The organism is Sorangium sp. So ce426 (genome assembly GCF_051475585.1).
GTDB classification, from domain to species: Bacteria; Myxococcota_A; Polyangia; order Polyangiales; family Polyangiaceae; genus Sorangium; species Sorangium cellulosum_B.
Genome location: NZ_CP150341.1, coordinates 11876023 through 11897646 on the forward strand (window position 1 = coordinate 11876023; position 21624 = coordinate 11897646).

Genomic DNA, 21624 nt, shown 5'->3' on the forward strand with positions numbered 1-21624 from the left:
TGGAACCGCCAAGTCGCCAGAAGACGCCAAGATTTTGTGCTGTTCTTGGCGTCTTCTGGCGACTTGGCGGTTTAAAAGACCCCACCTTCGGCCAGGGCCGCGGGGCTACTCGCTCGGGAGCACCACCAGGTCGTCGCGGTGGACGACGACGTCGTCATCGCCGGCCTCCTCGCGCTTCTTCCGCGCGGTGCGCGCGGCGTCGCTCGCGGACATCCGCGCGAGCCCGCGCGCGATCTCGGCGCCGTCCGGGTCGACGACGGCCACGGCGTCGCCGGGGAGGAAGGTGCCGCGCACGCCGAGGACACCGACGGCGAGGATGCTCCGGTTCTTCGAGCCGATCGCCTCGGCGGCGCCCCGGTCGACGAGGATCGCGCCGCGCGGGCGCAGCGTGTACGCGATCCAGTGCTTGCGCGCGCTGAGCCGCTGCGGGACGGCGGCGAAGAGGGTGCCGACGTCCTCGCCCGAGACGATGCGCGTGATGATGCCCGCCTCGCGGGCGGCGCCGATGACCACGTGCGAGCCCGCGAGCGTCGCGCGCCGGGCGGCCTCCACCTTGCTGGCCATGCCGCCGGTGCCGACGCCCGAGGTCGACGCGCCCGCGAGGTGCCGCGCCTCGCGGGCGACGCTGCGCACGAACGGCACCCGGCGCCCGTCGCCGTCGAGCAGGCCCTCGACGTCCGAGAGCAGGATGAGCAGATCGGCCTCGCAGAGCGGGGTCACCATCGCCGCGAGCTGGTCGTTGTCGCCGAACTTGATCTCCTCGACCGCGACGGCGTCGTTCTCGTTGATGATCGGGATGGCGCCCGCCTCGAGCAGCGCGGCGAGGGCGTTCCTCGCGTTGTTGGTGCGGGTGCGGTCCGCGAGGTCGGCGTGCGTGAGCAGCACCTGCGCGACGAGCAGGCCGACCTTGCCGAAGGCCTCCTCGTAGCGCTGCATCAGCACGCTCTGGCCGGCGGCGGCGGCGGCCTGGAGCCAGGCCATGTCCTTCGGGCGCGACTTCAGCCCGAGCTTCGCCACGCCGAGGGCGATGGCGCCGCTCGACACGATGACGAGGCTCCGGCCGGAGCGGCCGCGGAGCGCGGCCACCTCGGCGGCGAGCCGGTCCCAGGCGTCGCCGGAGAGGCTCTTCGAGCCGATCTTGACGATGATGCGGCGGCAGCGCCGGAGCGCGGCGCGCGCGGCCTGCGGATCGAGCTCCGGCGCGGCGCCGCCCTTCGGGGCGGTGCGGTCCTCGGTGTCAGTCATGGGGGATGCCGGCGGCGGCGATCTCGTCGAACGCCGCGTCGAGGCGGCGCTCGATGTACTCCGGGACCGAGGCGCCAGCGAGCAGGAAGGCGTCGATCCAGCGCGTGAACTCGTCGCGCAGGTCCTCGGTGCCGCTCGGCAGGACGGTGAAGCTCGCCTGGAGGGAGGGGGACAGCGCGCGGCGGACGGCGCGATCGACGGCGTCGCGGACCCAGCGCGCCTCCTCGGCGTGGACGCGCACGGCGGTGCTCCGGCGGAAGCGCGTGATGTAGCGGTCGAGGAGGTGGCCGAGGGCGTAGACCTCCAGGCCGCGCGCGGCCGCCGCGAGGGCCAGGGCCGGGTTGAGCCGCCGGAGGACCTCCTTCGTGACGAGCTGCGCGGCCTTGCGGAGCGTCGTCTGCTCCGACCCGGGCTCGACGAGGAGCGCGCGCGCGTCGGTGGTGAGGCTGAGGCCGTGGCGGGCGACCGTGTCCTGCACGATGGCCCCGCGGATGCGCAGCAGCATCCGCGCGGGGAGCACCGGGACCGGGATCCACGAGGCGCCCACCGCGAAGGCGGTGAGCACGGCGAGTCGACCTCCGGGAGGCGGGCCGCCCGGGGTGACCTGAGCGGCGGTCGGCTTGTTCGCGGCGGGTTCGGATGACATCGCGCGCACGGTACTACGGCGGGCGGCAGGTCAGAAGAGGGGGGTGAGCTCGACGATCGCGGCGCGGCAGCGCGTCGCGGCGAGGACGACGTCGCGGGTGGTCGCGCCCTCGGGCAGCGCGGCGGCGAAGCGCACCGGCCCGCCCCGCAGCGCGATCCCCCGGGCGGCGAGCTCCTCGCGGAGGAGCTCCGCGTTGGTGCGGACGGTGACGGCGTAGAGGCGGCTCCCGGCGGCGATCTCCGCGAACGTGCCCGAGAAGGCGAGCTCGCCGCCCGCGAGCACGAGGACGTCGGTGGCGCCGCGGACCAGGGCGCCGCGCGGGCCCTCGACGTCGAGCCGCGCGGCGGTGAGCAGCGCGCCGCGGCCCTCGGTGGCGCCCGCGAGCGCGGCCAGGACGAAGGCGGCCGCGGCGCCGTCGAGGCCGACGAGCGGATCCTCGGCGATCAGCACGGCGGGCGCGGCCACGATCGCCTGGGCGAGGACGAGCGCGCGGCGCTCGGGCAGCGCGAGCGCGCCCAGCGCGCGCTTCCGCGAGGCCACGAGGCCGACCCGGGCCAGGGCGGGGGCCACCATCTCGGCCGCCGCGCGCGGCGAGGCCCCCGCGAGGCGCGCGCCCCAGCTGACGTAGGCGTCCGCGGTCCACGCGAGCGGCAGCGGCGGATCGAGCGGCGCCGCCCCGCTCGCCGCGCGGTGCGCGGAGCGCGCCACGTCGCGCCCCGCGACCTCGAGGCGCCCGGCGACGACGCGCGCCTCCCCGGGCGCCCCGCCGCGCGCGTCGTCCGCCGCGCCGGCCTGCGCCGGCCTCCGGAGGGACGAGAACGGGACGCCCGTCAGCGCCGCGAAGAGCGCGCCCGCGTCGCCGGCGCAGAGCACGCGATCGCCGCGCGTCGCCGCGGTGAGCGCGTCGATGGCGACGACGTCGTCCACGGCGATGCGCGCCGCGCGGGCGTGGAGCAGCGGCGGCGCGGCGGGCCCGGCCTGCTCCGCGGGCTCGGCGGTCCTGGGCGGCGCGGGCTCGCTCTGCTCCATGGGCTCAGCGTTCCTTCGACGCAGGCGACGCCGGCGGCGCGGATCCTCCGGGCTCGTCCTCGCGGGCCGTCGCCGGGACGCCGAACGAGATCTCCCCGGCGAACTCGCTGCGCGCGAGCGGCCTGTCCGCGCCGAACACGAAGAACGGCGAGAGGGCGCGCGCGGCGTCGAGCATCACGGGCGGGATGGTCGCCCTCGCCAGCTCGCCCTGGGCCTGCGCCGAGAAGCCGACCAGGCTGAGCGCGTAGCCGAGGAGCGACGTGTCCTCCTCGGGGAGCGACTGGATGGGCGCGTCGTCGGGCAGCTGGCCCAGCCGGCGCGCCTCGGCGATCGCCTGCCGGAGCCCGCCGAGGCGATCGATGAGCCGGCGCTCGAGGGCCTGGGCGCCGGTCCACACCTGCCCGCGCCCGAGCGCGTCGACCTCCTCGGCCTTCATGTGCCGGTTCTCGACGATGCGGGCGACGAACCGATCGTAGAACTGCTTCACCTTGACGCCGAGCTGCTCGCGCTCGTCGTCGGTGTACGGCCTGTAGAGCGACTCGGCGTCGGCGCGGGGCGACGAGCGGAACGTCTCGATGCTGACGCCGAGCTTCTGCAGCAGCCCCGTGACGTCGACCTTCCCGTAGAAGACGCCGATGGATCCGGTGATCGACGAGCGGCTCGCGAAGATCGGGGCGCCGGCGACGGACGCGTAATAGCCGCCGCTCGCGGCCGACGAGCCCATCGAGACGACGAGCGGCTTCACGCGCGCGGTGAGGATCGCCTCGCGCAGGATGACGTCCGCCGCGAGCGTCGAGCCGCCGCCGGTCTCGACCCGGAGCACGACGGCGCGGACGCTCTGGTCTTCGCGGGCGCGGCGCAGCGCGCCCGCGACGGTGTACGAGCCGGCGAGCTTGACGCCGACGAACGGGATCGACCGGCTCTCGCCGTCGATCATGTCGCCGTCGAGGTAGACGAGCGCGACCTTGGGCGAGCGGCCCCAGCGCTCGGGCGCCTCGTCGCCCGGGTCGTCGTCGACGACGCGGGAGGTGCGCCCCATGACCTCGTCGACGACGCGGCCGAGCTCGTCGTCGTAGGCGAGCTGGTCGACGAGGCCGCTCTGCCGCGCCTCCTGGGCGAGGAACGGCCCGCGCGCGATGCGCCGCTCGAGCTCCGGGACGGGGATGCGGCGCCCGGCGCTCACCTCGGCGAGGAAGGCGCCGCTCAGCTGATCGAGCAGCGCCTGGTGGTCTTCCTTGCCGACGCGGGTGCTTGTCTCGCGCGCGAACTGCTCGGCGGCGAGCTTGTGCGCGCCGATGCGGACGATGTCGGCCTGCACGCCGAGCTTCTTCAGGAGGCCGCCGAAGTAGAAGTAGCTCGACGACATGCCGGCGAAGCGCAGCCCGCCCGCGGGGTTCATGGCGATGGCGTCGGCGCTCGAGCACACGTGGAGCGAGCGCCCGCCGGCGTCCTCGAGGTGGCAGAGGACCTTCTTGCCGTGGCTCCTCAGGTTGCGGATCGCGTCGGAGACCTCCTCGGCGTGGGCGAGCGAGCTGGCGGGCTCCGCGCGGAGCACGAGCGCGACGCCGGAGACCTCCGGGTCCTCGGCGAGGCGCCAGAGCTGCTGGAGGAGCCGCGTGTGCCTGCGGACGCCCGGGGTCGAGTCGAGGCGCACGCGGACGACGCGGGCCGGCAGCCGGACGCCCGGCTCGGAGAAGCTGCGGAGCGCGACGCCTGTGTAGAAGCCGGTGCCGCTCTTCGTGATGGCGTTGCCGAAGACGCCGCCGGCGGAGACCTGCAGCTCGTCGACGTTGACGTCGAGGCCGGCCATGGCGGCGATCTTCGGGCCGCCGTCGGCCGTGAGGTCGCGCAGCGCCACGTCGCCGCGGAGCGTGCCCACGTAGGGCACGCGCAGGCCGAGGGTCGCCCGGGGCGTCCAGGTGCCGCTCACGTCGGGGTCGCTGTTCTCGACGTAGGAGGTCTCGAGCCCGATCTCGAGCGCGCGCCTGCCGCCCGCGGGCCGCACGGCGACGCCGAAGTCGTAGCTGCGCTCGATGGCCTCGCGGAGGCGGTTCTCGGGGCGGTTCCAGTCGCGCGCGACGGCCGAGAGCGAGAGCCAGGTGGAGGGCCGGAGCGTGACGCCGCTCGTCAGCGAGAAGTACCCGTCGAGCGCCGGCGCGTCGGAGCTGCCCCAGCCGAGCGTCGTGCCGAAGGCGAAGGTGGGGCCTGTGTCGAGGGCGAGCCCCCAGCGGATCCAGCGCGACGGGCTATCGAACGGCGCCGGCGCGGCGTCGGGCGGGTCGAGGAAGTCGAAGCGCAGGCCGGTCGACACGAACCAGAGCGGCGCGCCGAGCGCGATCGAGTGGCCACGCGCGGGCAGCGGCGAGGCGGAGCCCGTGTGGACCCAGGTCCACCGGAGCTCGGTGCCCGGGAGGAAGGAGAGGTTCGCGGGGTTCACCGCGATGGCCGAGGTGTCGTCGCTGCTGGCGACGGGCTTGCCGGGATCGGGGAGCGGCTGCGAGGGGCCGTCGACCGGCGCGGCGCGCGCGGCGGTCGCGCCGGCGAGCGCGCAGAGGCCCGCGCACAGGCCGAGCAGCGCGGCGGCGGCGCTGGCGGGGCGAGCGGCGCTGGCGGGGCGAGCGGCGCTGGCGGGGCGAGCGGCGCTGGCCGGGTGAGCGGCGCTGGCCGGGCGAGCGGCGCTGGCGGGGTGCGTGATGCTGGCGAGCCGCCCCAGCCGGGCGGGGCGCGGGGAGCGGGCAGGGCTTTGGGGGCGGGGTAGGTTGTTCATGCGCGGATGAGCTCCCTGAGCGTATCTGCTTCCGCGTCGTACGTCCGCTGGACCTCGGCGAGGGCGAGGCGCTCGACGAGCGGACCGAGCAGGTGCAGCCGGATCTGGATGTCGCCATCGACGCGGCGGCGGGTGCGGCCCTGGGGCAGGCGCTCGAGCCGGTACGTCCCCGCCGAGCGGAAGTAGCTGCGCCATTGCTCCTTCGGGCTGACCTGCCACGTGGAGGCGTGGTCCGAGAGGCGGTAGGTCGAGCGCTCCTCCCAGGACATGGCGTCCTTCGCCACGGGGTAGCTCCGGAAGATCGGCAGCGGCGCGCTCGCCTGGAAGCGCAGGACGCGGAGCAGCTCCCCGTCGCGGAGCGCGTGCTCGACGGTCACGACGCTCTCGAGGGAGGCGACCCGCGTGGCGAGCCGAGGCCCGAGGTCCGGCGAGAGCACGGCGAGCTCCACGGCGTCGAGCGGCGCGTCGAGCTCGTGCGAGATGGTGAAGTGCACGCGGCCCTTCTATCACGCGGCGGAGGCCGGTCGCGGGCAGGTCGGAACGGGGCGGATGAGGCCACGACGGTGTGGGGCGCCCGGCGCGATGGCGGCTGCGAGCCGCCTGGCGAGAGGATCGGGCGCGGGAGCGAGAGGATCGGGCGCGGGAGCGAGAGGATCGGGCGCGGGAGCGAGAGGATCGGGCGCGGGAGCGAGAGGATCGGGCGCGGGAGCGATCGGGATGGGCACGGGAGCGAGAGGATCGGGCGCGGGAGCGATCGGGACGGGTGCGGAAGCGATCGGGACGGGCGCGGGAGCGATCGGGATGGGCACGGGAGCGAGAGGATCGGGCGCGGGAGCGATCGGGACGGGCGCGGGAGCGATGGTAGTGGTCGCGTTTGCCTGAAACGCGACCACCCCGATCCAACTGCGACCACCTCGCCGTAAGTGCTTCGCCCAGCCCCCTCAAACGGCACTTCGCGCATCAAGCCCCGGGCGGGTGGGTGGTTACCTCACCTTCACCCTCGCCGACGGCGATGGCACTCACCCTCGCCGGCCGCTCCTTCGACTTGCGCTTCGCGCGGTACTGAACTTCGTCCGCGCGTTTGAGGAGCGCCTCGGCATTCTCGGCCGGGTTCGTCGTGCTCACGCTCCCGCACGAGGCCGTTAGTGTCAGCGCCGTCGCGCCATCGGGAAGCCGCAGGACCTCCTTCCCGAGTTGCTGCACGAACGCGCCTAGAAGCGTGCCGGCTCGCTCATCGGTGGCGTTCGGCAAGACGACCACGGCCTCGTCACCTCCGTTGCGGTACGCCTCGCCGTGCTGCCCGAGCGTCGAGACGATCGACTGGAAGAAGGCGCGGATCGCGTCGTCGCGACGGCGTGACCGCACTCGTCGTTAATTGCCTTCAGCCCGTTCATGTCGAGAAAGACGACCGACAGCGGTGCATTGTCCCTCGCGGACAGGAGCGCGATGGCGAGGTCGGTCACGAGGTGACGCTTGGCCCAGAGCAGGCCCGTATCATCGCGATCGCGCCCGGTCTTGAGTTGCTGCTCGAGTTCTGACAGGCGCACACGGCCCTTGTGGCCAATGCGAACCGTCACACGGGCGTACTTCTCGTCAGGGGAGAGAAGCCTCCACATGTCCGCCACACGCTTGTCTTTGATGGCTTGTTCTAGCAACGAAGGGCCGGACCGATTGTGAGACTCAGAGTCGACACCATTGATGTACCCTTGGTCGATCAACGAAATAAGCATTTGCCGCTCCGCGCTTCCGTCGTACGGTCCGCGGACCTCGATCTGCCCCTCGCGATCCAGCCATGCAAGAAATTGCATCTCTCGAAGACGTGCGTCGACCCGGCTCATGGTGTCACTGTACCACGACCTGGGGCGAGGCTTGTCCGGCTTGCATCTAACCGGTGCCCCGCCAAGGCGTCCAGGCGCCCCAAGCCGAGCCGCGCCACGTCGCGCGTCCGCTCCCCTTGACCGACGCGAAACGCCTACGTTTGCTGCTGGATCCGGTGCTATTTTAGGTCCTGAGCAAGGCGCCTCCCTCCGGCTGGCACCCGGAAGGAGGCTGCGGAACGCCGAGCGGTAGGGCCGCCCTGCGCACGTCGCCTGTGCAGCAGGCGCCCCCGTTTGGAGAGAGGCAAGGGGCCGTGCCGAACGTGCTTCCTTTCGAGACGCGCGTGCGCATCGCGTCCGCATTGGTCGAAGGGACTGTTACTGAGCACCGTCGTTGATGCCGATGGCGCGCCTGTCGATCCAGCTCTTTGATGGCGGGGTGCTCGACCCACCGGAGAACACCATCATCGATGGCGGATCAGGTGCGATGACGGGGGGCCGAGGGCAGCAAGCTGGCAGCGCGAAGAACTGTGGGAGCGTTCGGTGCTAGAGGACCGGCGACATGTCCGCGGGTCCACCACGGGCTGGCCACCCAGCGTCGTCGTCGTCAACCCGGGCCGGGCTCGGGATCGCCGGGCGTCTTCGTGCTGGCGCGGCTGGGAGCAGCCCCGGTAGCCGTGTGGAATGCCAGCACGGCCACCTGGAGATGGCCCATGGCGGCATTATGCGTGAGGGACGGAGTGATCTTCTGGAGGCTCATGTCCGCCACCGCGAGCAGCTGCTTCCGCACTTCCTCGATCTTCTTCGCATTTTCCTCGTTCATCCACGACCAATAGCACGGGGCCGCCTGGTTCCACAGCCCTGCCATGGCCGCGCTGATCGCGCCCTCCCATGGTGCGGTCACGCTGCCCTCTGCGCCGCACTGGGCACGTCCCAGCGAATGAGGACGTTGTAGGGGCGACGGTCGGTGGAGAATCCAACGGAGCGCCTCCGCGATCTTCACCAGCATCTTGAGCTTGGCGCAGCGGCTCGCGGCGTTGGCCTCGACAGACGCACTCGCCGCGCGCGAGGCGCGCCAGGGAGGTGCGCTTGCACGAAGTCGACGGAGAGACGGCCGGCGAGGAGAGGAGAGGGGGCGCGCTGTGATCGATTGTAATCGAGCGGATGTTGACACGGGGGGCACGCTGGCCACAGGTGGCCGCGAATTCCACATACCTTGCGTCGGCAACCAGGTGCACCTTGGCGCCAGGACTCGACCTCAGCGCCATCGTGACCAACACCGACCTGCGGGCCGGCCTCACGCACGGCATGCAGCGGCCGAGCGCGCGTGGGGCCACGCTGCGATCGAGCGCGCGGCCGGCGCGCGCGTGGAGCGTGCCGTGACGTCGAGCCCGTGCCCGGCGTGAATGCCGGCCGAGCGGGCGCATCGAAGCAGCCGTATGCATCGCTTCGACGACCCCACGCCCGCCGTGCGACCGTCTCCATCTCCCACCGGCGGCCCGTCACCTGGCGGTGCGCGGCGCCCGCCCCGCTCCCGCGAGCCCTCGGCGCGCGCGCAGTGGCGGCCCTGCGCCGCGCCGGCTCGCCGCCGCGGTGCGGGGCTCTCGACCGCGCTCCGGCTCTGCCTCGTGGCGTTCGCCGCCGTGTTTTCCGCCGGGTGCGCGGGCGGCATGCAGGACGAGCTCGACCCCGCCGAGGCCGAGCTGCGCGCTCTCTTCCCGGAGCAGGCCGGGCTGGTGCTCGCCGCCGACGGCGCCCTAGCGCGCGGCGAGCGCGGCTATTCCGTGACGGCCGCGCGCGGCGAGGCCGCGCCGGGCAGCGGCTCATCGTCGCAGGGGCTCGTCGTCCACCTGCCCGAGCACGGGAGCGACGAGGTTCGGATCGAGCTGCCGGACGGCTTTCACGTGCGCGTCCGCGAGCGCAGGGGGCTCGGCGCCGGGCGGCTCGTGGGGACTCAGGAGATCGCCGGCGGAGATGCCGTCGCCTATGCGCACGAGGGTGGGTATTCCTTCTGGACGGCGGCGCACGGGGGATACGAGGAGTGGCTCCTCCTCCGGCCGGGCACCTTCCGGCCGGACGCGCCGGTCGCCGCGTGGTCCGTTCAGGGCGCGACGCTGCGGCGGCGCGGCGCGGCGATCGAGCTCGCCGACGAGGCCGGCGTCGCGCGCCTCGCCGTGACGGCGCCGTCGGCCTTCGCGCGCGGGGGCCGGAGGGTCTCGACGCGCCTCGACGCCGCGGGCTCGACGCTCTCGCTCTGGGTCGACGCCCCGCCGGAGGAGGCCGTGCTCGTGGACCCGCTGTGGGTGGCGACCGGGAGGATGACCACGCCGCGCGCCGAGCACACAGCGACCCTGCTGGACGACGGCAGGGTCCTCATCGCGGGGGGGTTCCTGGGCCTGGACGAGGGGATGGTTTGCGATCCGAACTACTCGACGATGCCGCTCGGCAGCGCGGAGATCTACGATCCCGCGACGGGCGCGTTCCTGGCGGCCGCGCCGATGGCTGCTGTGCGCGGCGCTCACACCGCGACACGCCTCGCGGACGGGAGGGTGCTGGTCATCGGCGGAGAGGCCGAGGGCCCGGGCGTCGAGATCTACGCTCCCGCGCTCGATGCATGGCTTCCGGCCTCGTCGCCGTCGATTTCGAGGGTGAGGCACACGGCCACGCTGCTCGACGACGGGCGGGTCCTCCTCGCCGGCGGAGGGGGCGGGTCCGCGGCGCCGGAGAGCACCGAGATCTACGATCCGGCGACCGACACGTGGGCCCCAGGACCCCCCATGCAGGGTGTCCGCGCCGGTCACCAGGCCACCCGGCTGCTCGATGGACGCGTGCTCGTCACGGGCGGCACGTTCGGGCCGGCCGCGGGCGCCGTCGAGATCTTCGACCCGGTGACGGCGACCTGGTCGGCTGCGGCGCCGCTCGACCCCATTCGCTGGCTGACGGCGACGCTGCTCCTCGACGGACGCGTGCTCGTCACGGGCCTCGCCGGCGCCGCCGAGGTCTACGATCCTGCTGCGGATGCGTGGACCGCGGCGCCGGGCAAGTGGGGCGACACGCCCGCGACGGGCTCGTGGGATGACGGGACCTACGCGGCCGGGCTCGGCGTGCTCGGCGAGGCGGCCGCGCGGCTCCCCGACGGCCAGGTCATGATCAGCGGAGGCATCGAGCAGATCTACTACGCGCACCCCTGGGGAGGGACCAGATGCAGTTCGATCTATCTGGAGCACGACCACGATGTCTACAATCGAGTCCAGCTCTACGATCCGGTCACGGACGCGTGGTCGCCGGGCGGCAATATCCTGGCTGCGCGAGGCTATCACTCCGCCACGGCGCTCGATGACGGCGGAGTCTTCGTTGCGGGTGGGTACACGTTGCTCTGGTCGCCGCGCGCGGGCCTTACCACAGACAGCGCCGTCGTGTATGCCAGTGACCCCTTGATGAACGGCGCGCCCTGCTCGACCGTCACGCAATGCGCGAGCGGGATCTGCGTGGACGGCGTGTGCTGCGCGTCGCCGTGCAGCGATGGTGAGTGCATCGCCTGCTCCATCGCGGCGGGGGGCACGGTGGACGGGGTGTGCACGCCTGCCCACGGCGTCCTGTGTGACGACGGCGACGCGTGCACGCTCGGCGATTCCTGCGACGCCGGGGCGTGCGCCGGATCTCCGTCGAGCAGCGCGGAGTGTGGCGCTGGAGAGGGGGGTGCCGGCGGCGGAACAGGAGGCGCTGGCGCAGGCAACGGCGGTGCTGGCGCGGGAGGCGCTGGCGACGGAGAGGGGAGCGCCGTCGCTGGAGGAGGCGCTGGCGCCGGCGACAGCGGCGCTGGCGCTGGCGCTGGTGCAGGAGTTTCCGGCGCAGGAGGTGGTGACGCTGGAGCAGGAGGCGCTGGCGACGGCGGCGCTGGTGCTGGCAATGGCGGCGCTGGTGACGGCGACGCCGGCGCTGGCAATGGCGGCGTCGGTGCTGGCAATGGCGGCGCCGGCGCTGGCGAGGGAGGCGCTGGCGACGGCGGCGCTGGTGCTGGAGCAGGAGGCGCTGGCGCTGGAGACACCGGCAATGGCGGCTCCGGCGCAGGAGGCGCTGCCGCCGGCAATGGTGGCGCTGACGCTGGTGCAGGAGGCGCTGATGCTGGCGAGGCGGGCGCCGGAACCGGCAACGGCGGAGCTGTCACCAGCGCGGGGAGCGCCGGCGCGAGCGACGTGAGTCCCGGCCCGACCCCGCCTTCCAGCAGCGGCTGCAGCGCGGCGGGCTCGGGCTCCGACTGGCAGCTTGCCGCCGCCGGGCTCGCGCTGCTCCTCGGCGCGCGCCGCAGGCGGGCCCGCCGAGCGCCGCCCCCTTGCGACGCCGCATAGAAGCTCTCCACCAGGGGCTTGCTCCCCTCCTCCTGGGCTCAACGCTCGGGCCTTCGCCGGCGCCACAACGGTCCTGCGAGCCCAGGAACGCCGCTACAACCGCTGCGAACGATGCTCTTCCACGCCCCCGACCTGCGCGCATGGACGAGCGTGACGGTCCCGTCACGACAACCCTGGTGGCTCTCGAGGGACCCTTGCCAGAGCTTCTCCAGGCTCGGCATCAGCTCGTCGACCTCTTCTTTCGGCAGAACACGTCGCGCTTTGCCCATGCTCCGAACGGAGACGATCCCCTCGCGCACCTCGACGACGGCCTCTCGGGGGATGCCCACCCTCCATCCATACTCGATGATCCCATATCGATCCGTGCCATCGCCCGGATCCACACACCACCGCGGCCATCGCCCATCGGTGCAGCTCGCCGCCGTCGCCGGCGGAAGGGGCAACACCACCTCGGCGGTCTCCGTCCGGGGAGCGTCGGGGCATGGCTGCATGATCGGCATTGCAAGGCGCGTCCCCGGGGCGATCTCCCGCATGCTCCGACAGGAATCGTCCGCGCAGGGCCACTCGCGGATCTCCGGCTCGATCCCCCGCGGGGTCATCGGCGCGCGCGGCTCGGCGAGCGAAAACGCCATCGCTCCACGATACAGAAACGCGCCGGTATCACGCCGCTCCAAGATCACGCGGACGATCGGCTCTCCCCCGGAGCATTCCGAGACGTCGAGCGGGATGCGCGTCCCGTCCGGTTCGATCAGGACGGCGCGACGAAGCTGGTCACAAACGGCGGCCTCGTGCTCCTGAGCCGTGCAGTACGGATGGCCCGGTGGCTCCGGCTCCGGTGGCGACGCGGCGGCGCACGCTGTCAGAATCGAGGACGCGACGACAGAGAGAGCGGCGCGCGTGAAGAATGCGAACGTCGGGCTCCGGCCGGCAGGGAAAGAGCCGACGGGCGCAGTCTCCGGGAAGCCGTCGTCCCTCGTGAACTCGCGGCGCCCGGCCTGACCGACCGACGCAAAACCACGAGACACCATGAGCTTCTGACACGAAGGGTCGCACGCATTGACCAGCGCCTCGTCGGGCGCGGCATCGCCCCAGGGATACAGGCGTCCCTCGGCACCACGCGCCGCGAGCTCCCACTCCTCTTCCGTGGGCAAACGCTTGCCTGCCCACCTGCAGTAGGCGCTCGCTTGAGTCCAGTCGACGCAGTTCATCGGGTGGACGTCCCGCCCAGCCTGACCAGCGTTGCACGAAGGCTCGTATGCCCTGCGCGCATCGGCGGAGAAGCCTCCCAACGTCTCGATGGTCGCGGTGGCTTCGCACGCGCCCGCCTCGGCGCACGCGCGAAAGTCAGCGACCGTGACTTCCGTCGCGTCCATCTCGAAAGGCTTCACCTCGACGCGGTGCGCCGGGCGCTCGTTGGAATCGCTCTTCGGGTCATTCGAACCCATCTCGAGGCTCCCGCCGGGGATCGGAATCAGCCTGGGTCCGCGCGTGGGTGGAGCTGACGTCGTCCTCGCTCCCGGCGGCGCCGGCGACGCTGCGGGTGCCGTCGCGACGGGTGAGGGGGGCCGAGCCTGCTGGGCGCTGGTTGCGCCCTTTCCCGCGCAGCCCAGCAAGAAAGCGAACATCGCGGCACGGTACCGGTGCTCACCCATCATGCCGTCGACGCTAGCACGTCGACTCCCTTCCAGGCGATCCCCGCCGAGATCCGCCGCTGTCTGCCCCCGCTCGCGGCCCCTTCGCCCGCTTCCTCACCCGCTCGCGGAGTGGCCCGATGAGCAGCGGAGCTCGACGAGGCGGGCCACGTGGTGTGGAGCTCGGTCCCCCTGCCCGGCGGATTTCTGAAGAGCGGCGCCAGGACCGAGGACGGGGGCCTCCTGGTCGCGGGCCAGGTGGGTGATTCGACGTCTCCGTCCCGCACGGGGTTGTGGCTCGGTCGGCTCGACGGAGCCGGTCAGCTGCTGGCGAGCCGGAAGCTCGGACCCTCGGCCTTCAGCGCGCACGTCGACATCGAGCTGCTCCGGCACCCGACCGGGGGATACGTGCTCTCCACCCACGACACCGAGGCCGAGGGCGCGGCGCCTCGGCTGCGCCTGGTGCGGCTGGACGACGCGGGCGAGATCGCCCACGAACGGTTCATGCCGATCGCTCCCGGGTCCGCGATCACGCAGTCATGGAGTCGGGGTGGGGCCGCGCTGCTGCCCGGCGGTGACGTGGTTCAGCTGACCGCGCACGCCGGGTACCTGCGCGTCGTCCGCAGCACCGAGCAGACGGCGCCGGTGTTCGACCGTGTGCTGGAGGAGGTCGGCGGAGCGTGGCCACAGGACATCGCGGCCCTGCCCGATGGCCGCATCGCGATCGCCGCGATCAGCGTCGGTCAGAGTCATGTCATCCTGCTGGATGCCGAGGGAGCGGTGATCTGGGCCAGGACCTATCACCCTGAGCTCGACACCGAGCTTCACGCCATCTCGTACGATCCGAGCACGGGGCTCTTGCACCTCGGCGGGGCGACGCGGGGAACGGACGGAGGAACGCAGCGGATCTGGCTGCTCTCCGTCGACACCGGCGGGGAGCTGCGCTGGGAGTACGAAGGGGATGTCGGCACGCCGAGCCGGATCAATGGAATCACATCGCTCCCCGGCGGTGGGTTCGTGGCAGCTGGATTCCACGACTTCGTCTATGCGGTGGTCCGCCCGGAGACGTGTCCGTGAGCGACAGTCAGGCTTTCCTGCGCTTGCAGCCGGCTCGCGGCGGTGCGATCGGTGGCAGGTGCGGAACGGCGCCCGGCGCGGCGTGAGAGGAGGAGCAGATGGCGGATTCGTCGATGGAGGCTCGGGTCACCGAGGTGGCTGATGGCATTTACCAGCTCCACACCCCGGTGGGGACTGGCAAGGCTGGGTTCTCGTTCAACCAGTACCTCCTGGTCGACGACGCGCCGCTGCTCTTCCACACCGGCTCGCGCCGCCTCTTCCCGGCGGTGCGCGCGGCGATAGCGCGGGTGATGCCGGTCGAGCGGCTGCGCTACGTGGCGTTCTCCCACTGCGAGTCGGACGAGTGCGGCGCCATGAACGAACTGCTCGATGCCGCGCCCCAGGCGGTGCCGGTGTGCGGGCGGATCGCCGCGATGGTCGACGCGGACATGTTCGACCGCGCGCCACGGGCGCTCCAGGAGGGCGAGGTCCTCGAGCTGGGTGAGCGCCGGGTGCGCTGGCTCGACGCGCCCCACCTGCCGCACGGCTGGGAGTGCGGCTACCTGTTCGAAGAGTCCACCGCCACGCTGCTCTGCGGCGATCTCTTCACGCAGCCCGGCGCCGACCATCCCGCGCTCACGCGCGACGACATCCTCGCGCCGAGCGAGGCCATGCGCCGGTCGATGGATTACTATGCGCACGGCCGCGATGCGCCCCAGCTCCTCGAGAAGCTCGCCGCCACGTCCCCCCGCATGCTCGCCTGCATGCATGGCGGGGCGTACGAGGGGGACGGGGCCGCGCTGCTGCGCGAGCTCGCTCGCGCGCTCGCCCTCACGGCGTGAGCGGCGCTCGCGGGCGCGCGCCGATGCTCGCTGCGCCCTCGGCAGATGGCGCTTCCGCTGAGCGCGTTTCGCTGACGGCGTGGATCAGGGGACGTCCGTCGGGTCCCAGCTCGCGCGGAAGCCGATATCGAGCCCGTCGAGCGTGCGCATCGTGTCGGCGTCGAGCGCGAAGTCGAAGATCGCGCCGTTCTCGGCGATACGCGCGGGCGTGACCGACTTCGGCAGAACGATCAAGTCGTGCTGCACGGCCCAGCGCAGCATCACTTGCGCTGGTGTGCGCCCGGCCTTTGTCGCCGCGGAGACGATGTCTTTGTGCCTGAGCTTCACGCCCTGCGTGAGCGGGCTGTACGCCTGCACGAGGATCCGGTGCTTTGCGCAGAACGCGCGCAGCTCGGCCTGCCCGAGAAACGGGCTGAGCTCGACCTGGTTGATCGCCGGCACCACCGCGCTCTCGCCGAGGAGCTCCTCGAGGTGACGCACGGTGTAGTTGCTGACGCCGATCGATTTCGCGAGGCCTTGCCTCTGCGCGTCGACGAGCGCGCGCCAGGTGTCGCTGCGCTTGCCGGTGACGGGAAAGTGAATCAGCACGAGATCGTAGGCGTCGAGCGCGGCTTCCTCGAGCGAGCGCTCGAGCGAGCGCAGCGTCGTGTCGCGCCCCTGGTTGAAATTCGCGATCTTCGTCGTGATGAACACCGCGTCGCGCCCGAGGCCGCTCTTGCGCAACGCGCTGCCGACGTCCGCTTCGTTGCCATAGTACTGGGCAGTGTCGACGTGGCGATAGCCGAGGCGCAGCGCTTCGAGGACGGCGCCCTCGGTCTCGGCGCCGGGCGCCGATTGATACACCCCGAGCCCGAGCTGCGGAATGTAGCGACCGTCGATCATCTGCAGGCGTGGTGATTCGATCATGGGCGGGCCCCCGGAGTCGTCCATCGCTCGGCTCGGCCGAGCGCAAAGAGTGTGCTGACGAAGTCGACACGCTAGTCACTGTGAAGGTCGACGGCAAGAGCAAGAAAACTCTGTGGCGACTGTGCAGAGCGCGCGCTAGCCAGCCGATATCGCTGAAGAGGGCGAGCGCTTCGTGCAGAATAGGCAAAGCTTGACAGGAGCGCCGGCGCTTGCGCTTTGGTTCGCACCTTCGGCGCAAGTCGCGGGCTGGCGGACGGGTCGTACAACGAGGGCACAATGAGAAAATCGAAGGGAGCGCCGATCCTCGCAGCGGGGGCAGTCCTCTTTCTGGCCGGATGTAGCAGCGAGCCCGGCGGTGGAGAGCGGCACGGCGCAACGGGCAGCACAGGCAGCGGGGACGGCATGGGTGGACAGGGCGGCGCGGACGGCGCAGGTGGAGCGGGCGGCACAGGCGGAGCGGGCGGCACAGGCGGTGTCGCCGGGGCAGGCGGCGCAGGCGGCGCGGGCGGCGCCGTCGCGGTGCCGCCGATGGAGCTCGACCTGATGACGTTCAACATCCGCTACGCAAATCGCGCGGACGGCGACAACGCTTGGCCGAATCGCCGCGACATGCTCTATCAGGTCGTCCGTGACGCACACCCCGATGTGCTCGGGCTTCAGGAAGCGCTCAGGTCCCAGCTCGATGATCTCCGCGGTGCGCTCCCGTACTCGCAGATCGGGGTGGGCAGGGACGACGGCATCGAGGCGGGTGAATACTCCGCGATCCTCTACGACGCAGATCGATTCGATGTGGACGAGAGCGGCACGTTCTGGCTATCCGACACCCCGGAGGTGCCTGGGTCGACGAGCTTCGGGAACGTGGTCGTGCGGATCTGTACATGGGCGAGGTTCCTCGAAAAGAGCTCCAGCCGCGCCTTCTATCTCTTCAACACGCACCTGGACCACGAATCCCAGCCATCGCGCGCGCGGAGCGTCGAGCTCATCGCCGGCAGGATCGCGAAGCGTGCCCACGCTGATCCGGTGTTTCTCACGGGCGACTTCAATGCGGGTGAGCGCAATCCGGCTGTCCTCTATGTCAAGGGAGAGGCGGCGCGCGCGAGCGAAGGGGCCGCGCCGGTGCCCGCCCCTCCGGGATTCGTGGACACGTTTCGCGTCCTCTACCCGGATGCGGCGCCGGTCGGCACATTCCACTCGTTCAGCGGAGACGAGGACGGAGAGAAGATCGACTTCATCTTCGCTCAGCCGGCGCCGGTCGCGGAGGTGCTGATGGCCCAGATCATCCGCGAACACCGCGACGGCTTCTATCCCTCGGATCACTTTCCCGTCACCGCCAGGCTGCGCCTTCAGCCCTGAATCCAGAGCGTGTCCGCGCGGGGTTGGGGGCGAACCGGCGATGGGCGAACGATGCGAGTTCAGCGAGACCATATAAAATAGACGCTGGCAGATCTGTCGAGCGATCCGATACAACCGGCGCAGGCTGCATGGCAGAGAACGTGGGTTGAGCCCCTCCACGCGACCACGCGATGAGGATGACGAGCGAAGGCCCCATTCGCGGGTATCCGAGGCTCGCGCGGCGCCTGGCTGCAAATCCCGGCCTCCTCGTCTCGACAGCCCAGCACGGCAGTGCTACCCATCCCACGTGTCCGGCGCTGAGGGGGAGGACATGTCATTACATCATGGCCTGTCGCCGATGCACGCAGGAAAGGATCGCCGTATGCGCATCGATCGAATCCGAGGTCTGCGGGCAGCTCAGCTTGCGTTCGCGTCCGCGTCTGCGGGAGCAGCCTTCTGCTTCGCAGCGTGCTCGACCGACACGGGCCCCACGGCCGAAGACATGGGCGAGCAGGACCAGAATCTTGCAGCCTGTTCGTATGCGGTCACGACGAACGCGTACGAAGGAGCCCCGGAGTACTGGGGGACGATCAAGATCAAGAACACGGGCACGAGCGCGCTGAAGAAGCCGACTGTCGCCTTCGACGTGCCGGACGGTGTCACGTGCGATCATCACGAGCCGGGCTGGACCCACACACAAGCCGGCTCCCGATGCACCTATTCGAGGACATCGAACGTGTCCATCGCTCGCGGCGCGTCATTCACACTCAATTTTTCCACCGACTCGGTGTCCTCGTTCACCCCGTCCCGCGTCGAGCTCCGCGACACCAGCTGCTCCAGCAGCGGCAGCACGACGGGCGGCGGCAGCACGACAGGCACGGGCGGCAGCACGACGAGCGGCGCCGGCAGCACGACAGGCACGAGCGGCGGCACCACGGGCGGCGGCAGCACGACGGGTGGCGCCAGCACCACGGGCGCGGGCGGCGGCAGCACGACGGGTGGCGCCAGCACCACGGGCGCGGGCGGCGGTAGCACCACGGGTTCGGGCGGCGGCAGCGGCGGCTCGGGCGTCGTGTGGCAGACGGCCAGCCTGACGGAGTTCGAGTCTTACCCCAACCCCGGCAGCGAGGAGTGCATCGAGTACAACGGGTGCACGTGGGCCGGTCAGTTCGCGGCGCTCGACGGAAAGCAGCCGGAGAGCTGGGTCAGAGAGAACAACATCGCCGCGGTGCACTCGAAGGATTTCGAGAGGTACAAGCTCAAGACCCTGCGCCTTCGGAAGAATGGCAAGGAGATCGACGTCAAGGTGTACGACATGTGCGCCGACTCCGATTGCAGCGGGTGCTGCACGCGGAACGCGCAGCCGTCGGGGTACCTGATCGACATCGAGAAATACACCGCTCAGCGGTTCGGGGTCCCGGCGTCTGGACAGGTCGAGTGGAGGTGCCTCGACTGCAATTGACGGCCGCCTCGTCGGGCCGGTGGCTCGGGCGCCGCCTTGCTCACCCGCCGAGCGCCCTGTCGATCGCCTGCGTGAGCTTCGGGTCGTCCGGCGCCACGGACGACTCGAACCGCCCGATCACCGACCCGTCCTTGCCGATCAGGAACTTGGTGAAGTTCCACTTCACCTCACCGGCAGGCGCGGCTTGCGTGAGGAACGCATAGAGGGGGTGCTTGCCGCCCCCCTTGACCGGGATCTTCGAGAACATGGGAAAGCTGACGCCGAACTTCGTGGAGCAGAAGGCGGCGATCTCGGCGTCGGTCCCCGGCTCCTGCGCGCCGAAATCGTTCGACGGGAAGCCGAGGACGGCGAAGCCGCGTTCCTTGAGCCGATCATGGAGCTCCTCGAGCCCCGCGTACTGCGGCGTATACCCGCATTCCGATGCGGTGTTCACCACGAGCAGCACCTTGCCTCGGTAATCACCGAGGGAGCGGTCCTGTCCGTCGATGGTCTTCATGGTGAAGTCGTAGAGCGACATGGCCTTTCCTTCCTGAGCAGCGCCGGGCGTGGGCTCCGGCGAGGTGCGCTCGACATTCCTCCCACAACCCGACACACAGGCGAGGGCGAGCGAGCTGATCAGGGTGAGTCGACACCGGAGCACGCGCGGCGAGCGTTCCATGGCGGCAGGGATAGACCCGCGTCCGGGCCGCGTCGAGCAGGAACGCGCTCCGCGTCGAGGCGACGCCGCCGAACGCTGCTGGAGAACCTCGGCATGGACGCGGCACGCGGCGGTCGGGCTCGGTGACCTGGCTTGCTGGAAGGAGGCCATCGCGACGGCAGCAGGGTGGACGGGCAGGACGCTCGCCGTCACTTCTTCGTCAGCGCGTTGTAGCTGGTGATGAGGTTGCGGTAGTCGGGGATGTGGTTCGAGAACAGCGTCGCCAGTCCCTCGATGTCGTTGCGCCAGTCGCGGTGCAGCTCGCAGGCGACGCCGAACCACGTCATGAGCTGCGCGCCGGCTTGCGACATGCGATCCCAGGCGGAGTGCCGGGTGATCTCGTTGAAGGTCCCGGACGCGTCCGTGACGACGAAGACCTGAAAACCCTCCTCGATCGCCGACAGCGCGGGGAAGGCCACGCACACCTCGGTCACGACGCCCGCGATGATGAGCTGCTGCTTGCCCGTGGCCTTGACGGCCTTGACGAAGTCCTCGTTGTCCCACGCGTTGATGTTGCCGGGGCGCGCGATGTACGGCGCGTCCGGGAACTGCTCCTTCAGCTCCGGCATGAGCGGGCCGTTGGGGCCGGACTCGAAGCTGGTCGTGAGGATCGTCGGCAGCTTGAAGTACTTCGCGAGATCGGAGAGCGCGAGCACGTTGTTCTTGAACGTGTCCGGCTGGATGTCGCGCACGAGCGACAGAAGTCCCGCCTGATGATCGACCAGCAACACGGCGGCGTTGTTCTTGTCGAGTCGAACGTACGGCTTGGTCATGGGCTGTGTCCTCTTCTCTCGTCGTGGGTGATTTGTCTGTGTGGCTCGGGCTCGACGCCCGAGCATGGAAGGCGTTCAATCGTCCAGGTGGCCGAACTTCCCGCTCGCGAAATCGGCGAACGCCTGCTGGATCTCTTGCGCGCTGTTCATGACGAACGGGCCGTACTGGACGATGGGCTCGTCGATCGGCTCGCCGCTCAGGACGAGCAGGTGGGCCTCCGATCCGGCCTCGATGAGCAAGCGCTCGCCGGCGTTCTCGAACACCACGAGGTCGTGCGCCGCAGCGTGCGTTCCGTTGATCGCGATGTCGCCTTTCATGACGAGCAGGCCGAGGTTATGGCGCGCCGGGAAGGTGAAATCGACCCTGCCGCGCGCGTTCAGGCGGACGTCGAGGACATCGATCTCCGTGAACGTCTGCGCGGGGCCCTTCACGCCCTTGGTTTCGCCTGCGACGACCCGGACGGAGCCCGCATTCTCGGGGAGCGTCACGATGCCCATCCGATCGCTGGTGATGCTTTGATACCGAGGCGGCGACATCTTGTGCGCCTTCGGAAGGTTCACCCAGAGCTGCGCCATCTGGAACGGGCCGCCGCGGCGCGCATAGCTCTCTTCGTGGTACTCCTTGTGAAGGACTCCGGACGCCGCCGTCATCCATTGCACGTCGCCCGGACCGATCACGCCGCCGCCGCCCGCGCTGTCGTGGTGCGCGACGCTCCCTTGCCAGGCGAGCGTGACCGTCTCGAAGCCTCGGTGGGGATGCACGCCGACGCCCCGCGGCCTCGCCGTCGGCGCGTACTCGTACGGCGGGTGATAATCCAGCAGCAGGAACGGGTTCAGCTTTCGCGCAGCCTCCGGGATCGCCGAGAAGAACCCCGCGACCCGGAAGCCGTCACCCACCCAGTGCAGGCCAGGGGCCCGGTAGATTCCCTCGATCGTTCGGAGCTCGGACCGCGCTGCTCGCGTGGCGCTCGTCCGCGTCTGCATCGTATTCGTGGTGGTCATGGCTGCGTTCTCCTGACACGAGGAGGAATAGACATGCCGAGCCCTTAGAACAATGCGCAATAACTGGAAG

17 protein-coding genes and 1 pseudogene are annotated in these 21624 nt (G+C 71.0%); 6 read left to right on the forward strand and 12 right to left on the reverse strand.

Going from position 1 to position 21624, the window contains the following annotated elements; genetic code table 11:
• Positions 1-105 precede the first annotated feature (105 nt).
• The 7 genes and pseudogenes from proB to WMF44_RS44640 form a co-directional block, all read right to left on the reverse strand.
• Positions 106-1245, reverse strand: coding sequence for a glutamate 5-kinase (gene proB, locus WMF44_RS44610; RefSeq protein WP_437296129.1), 1140 nt, complete (start codon positions 1243-1245; stop codon positions 106-108).
• Positions 1238-1891 (reverse strand): hypothetical protein, encoded by a 654-nt coding sequence (locus WMF44_RS44615; protein ID WP_437296130.1) that lies wholly within the window; start codon positions 1889-1891, stop codon positions 1238-1240. The genes proB and WMF44_RS44615 overlap by 8 nt, the downstream gene beginning before the upstream one ends.
• A 30-nt stretch (positions 1892-1921) precedes the next feature.
• Entirely contained in the window at positions 1922-2920 is a 999-nt protein-coding gene (locus tag WMF44_RS44620) for an ABC transporter ATP-binding protein (protein WP_437296131.1), read from the reverse strand.
• 4 nt (positions 2921-2924) lie between these two features.
• A complete protein-coding gene (gene sppA, locus WMF44_RS44625; RefSeq protein WP_437296132.1) occupies positions 2925-5687 on the reverse strand; it encodes a signal peptide peptidase SppA in 2763 nt (920 codons plus the stop codon).
• Complete coding sequence (locus tag WMF44_RS44630) at positions 5684-6181, reverse strand: DUF2505 domain-containing protein (RefSeq protein WP_012240946.1); 498 nt, start codon at positions 6179-6181, stop codon at positions 5684-5686. The genes sppA and WMF44_RS44630 overlap by 4 nt, the downstream gene beginning before the upstream one ends.
• 466 nt (positions 6182-6647) lie before the next feature.
• Positions 6648-7867: pseudogene (locus WMF44_RS44635) on the reverse strand (GGDEF domain-containing protein).
• A gap of 244 nt (positions 7868-8111) precedes the next feature.
• Positions 8112-8327 (reverse strand): hypothetical protein, encoded by a 216-nt coding sequence (locus tag WMF44_RS44640; RefSeq protein WP_437296133.1) that lies wholly within the window; start codon positions 8325-8327, stop codon positions 8112-8114.
• Between the two features lie 416 nt (positions 8328-8743).
• Between WMF44_RS44640 and WMF44_RS44645 the strand changes: the two genes are divergently transcribed.
• The gene (locus tag WMF44_RS44645; protein WP_437296134.1) at positions 8744-8887 is read left to right on the forward strand and encodes a hypothetical protein; all 144 of its coding nucleotides are present in this window, start codon (positions 8744-8746) and stop codon (positions 8885-8887) included.
• A gap of 245 nt (positions 8888-9132) precedes the next feature.
• Entirely contained in the window at positions 9133-11853 is a 2721-nt protein-coding gene (locus WMF44_RS44650; RefSeq protein ID WP_437296135.1) for a Kelch repeat-containing protein, read from the forward strand.
• Positions 11854-11891: 38 nt separating this feature from the next.
• Here the strand turns inward: WMF44_RS44650 and WMF44_RS44655 are convergent, their stop codons facing one another.
• Positions 11892-13298 carry a formylglycine-generating enzyme family protein gene (locus WMF44_RS44655; protein ID WP_437296136.1) on the reverse strand — a complete coding sequence of 469 codons (1407 nt, stop codon included), beginning with the start codon at positions 13296-13298 and terminating at the stop codon, positions 11892-11894.
• 357 nt (positions 13299-13655) lie between these two features.
• On the opposite strand from WMF44_RS44655, the gene WMF44_RS44660 reads away from it, so the two are divergent.
• Complete coding sequence (locus tag WMF44_RS44660) at positions 13656-14561, forward strand: hypothetical protein (RefSeq protein WP_437296137.1); 906 nt, start codon at positions 13656-13658, stop codon at positions 14559-14561.
• A gap of 98 nt (positions 14562-14659) precedes the next feature.
• On the forward strand, positions 14660-15382 hold the full coding sequence (locus WMF44_RS44665; RefSeq protein ID WP_437296138.1) for an MBL fold metallo-hydrolase: 723 nt from the start codon (positions 14660-14662) through the stop codon (positions 15380-15382).
• Positions 15383-15466: 84 nt separating this feature from the next.
• Here WMF44_RS44665 and WMF44_RS44670 read toward each other — a convergent pair whose 3' ends face one another.
• Complete coding sequence (locus WMF44_RS44670; protein ID WP_437296139.1) at positions 15467-16288, reverse strand: aldo/keto reductase; 822 nt, start codon at positions 16286-16288, stop codon at positions 15467-15469.
• A gap of 276 nt (positions 16289-16564) precedes the next feature.
• Between WMF44_RS44670 and WMF44_RS44675 the strand changes: the two genes are divergently transcribed.
• Together WMF44_RS44675 and WMF44_RS44680 are read left to right on the forward strand one after the other, a co-directional pair.
• Positions 16565-17641 carry an endonuclease/exonuclease/phosphatase family protein gene (locus WMF44_RS44675; protein WP_437296140.1) on the forward strand — a complete coding sequence of 359 codons (1077 nt, stop codon included), beginning with the start codon at positions 16565-16567 and terminating at the stop codon, positions 17639-17641.
• Between the two features lie 361 nt (positions 17642-18002).
• Positions 18003-19082, forward strand: a complete 1080-nt coding sequence (locus WMF44_RS44680; RefSeq protein WP_437296141.1) for a hypothetical protein — start codon at positions 18003-18005, stop codon at positions 19080-19082.
• A gap of 40 nt (positions 19083-19122) precedes the next feature.
• Here the strand turns inward: WMF44_RS44680 and WMF44_RS44685 are convergent, their stop codons facing one another.
• From WMF44_RS44685 to WMF44_RS44695, 3 genes are all read right to left on the reverse strand, one after another.
• Positions 19123-19599 carry a glutathione peroxidase gene (locus WMF44_RS44685; protein ID WP_437301679.1) on the reverse strand — a complete coding sequence of 159 codons (477 nt, stop codon included), beginning with the start codon at positions 19597-19599 and terminating at the stop codon, positions 19123-19125.
• A 329-nt stretch (positions 19600-19928) separates the two neighbouring features.
• Positions 19929-20552 carry an isochorismate family cysteine hydrolase YcaC gene (gene ycaC / locus WMF44_RS44690; protein WP_437296142.1) on the reverse strand — a complete coding sequence of 208 codons (624 nt, stop codon included), beginning with the start codon at positions 20550-20552 and terminating at the stop codon, positions 19929-19931.
• Between the two features lie 75 nt (positions 20553-20627).
• The gene (locus WMF44_RS44695) at positions 20628-21554 is read right to left on the reverse strand and encodes a pirin family protein (protein ID WP_437296143.1); all 927 of its coding nucleotides are present in this window, start codon (positions 21552-21554) and stop codon (positions 20628-20630) included.
• Positions 21555-21624: the final 70 nt, after the last annotated feature.

What these genes read in the sequence shown, in the direction of transcription:
- proB (WP_437296129.1), bottom strand. Translation starts at nt 1,245, where the DNA reads ATGACTGACACCGAGGACCGCACCGCCCCGAAGGGCGGCGCCGCGCCG.
- WMF44_RS44615 (WP_437296130.1), bottom strand. Translation starts at nt 1,891, where the DNA reads ATGTCATCCGAACCCGCCGCGAACAAGCCGACCGCCGCTCAGGTCACC.
- WMF44_RS44620 (WP_437296131.1), bottom strand. Translation starts at nt 2,920, where the DNA reads ATGGAGCAGAGCGAGCCCGCGCCGCCCAGGACCGCCGAGCCCGCGGAG.
- sppA (WP_437296132.1), bottom strand. Translation starts at nt 5,687, where the DNA reads ATGAACAACCTACCCCGCCCCCAAAGCCCTGCCCGCTCCCCGCGCCCC.
- WMF44_RS44640 (WP_437296133.1), bottom strand. Translation starts at nt 8,327, where the DNA reads ATGAACGAGGAAAATGCGAAGAAGATCGAGGAAGTGCGGAAGCAGCTG.
- WMF44_RS44655 (WP_437296136.1), bottom strand. Translation starts at nt 13,298, where the DNA reads ATGGGTTCGAATGACCCGAAGAGCGATTCCAACGAGCGCCCGGCGCAC.
- WMF44_RS44665 (WP_437296138.1), top strand. Translation starts at nt 14,660, where the DNA reads ATGGCGGATTCGTCGATGGAGGCTCGGGTCACCGAGGTGGCTGATGGC.
- WMF44_RS44670 (WP_437296139.1), bottom strand. Translation starts at nt 16,288, where the DNA reads ATGATCGAATCACCACGCCTGCAGATGATCGACGGTCGCTACATTCCG.
- WMF44_RS44675 (WP_437296140.1), top strand. Translation starts at nt 16,565, where the DNA reads ATGAGAAAATCGAAGGGAGCGCCGATCCTCGCAGCGGGGGCAGTCCTC.
- WMF44_RS44680 (WP_437296141.1), top strand. Translation starts at nt 18,003, where the DNA reads ATGCGCATCGATCGAATCCGAGGTCTGCGGGCAGCTCAGCTTGCGTTC.
- WMF44_RS44685 (WP_437301679.1), bottom strand. Translation starts at nt 19,599, where the DNA reads ATGTCGCTCTACGACTTCACCATGAAGACCATCGACGGACAGGACCGC.
- ycaC (WP_437296142.1), bottom strand. Translation starts at nt 20,552, where the DNA reads ATGACCAAGCCGTACGTTCGACTCGACAAGAACAACGCCGCCGTGTTG.
- WMF44_RS44695 (WP_437296143.1), bottom strand. Translation starts at nt 21,554, where the DNA reads ATGACCACCACGAATACGATGCAGACGCGGACGAGCGCCACGCGAGCA.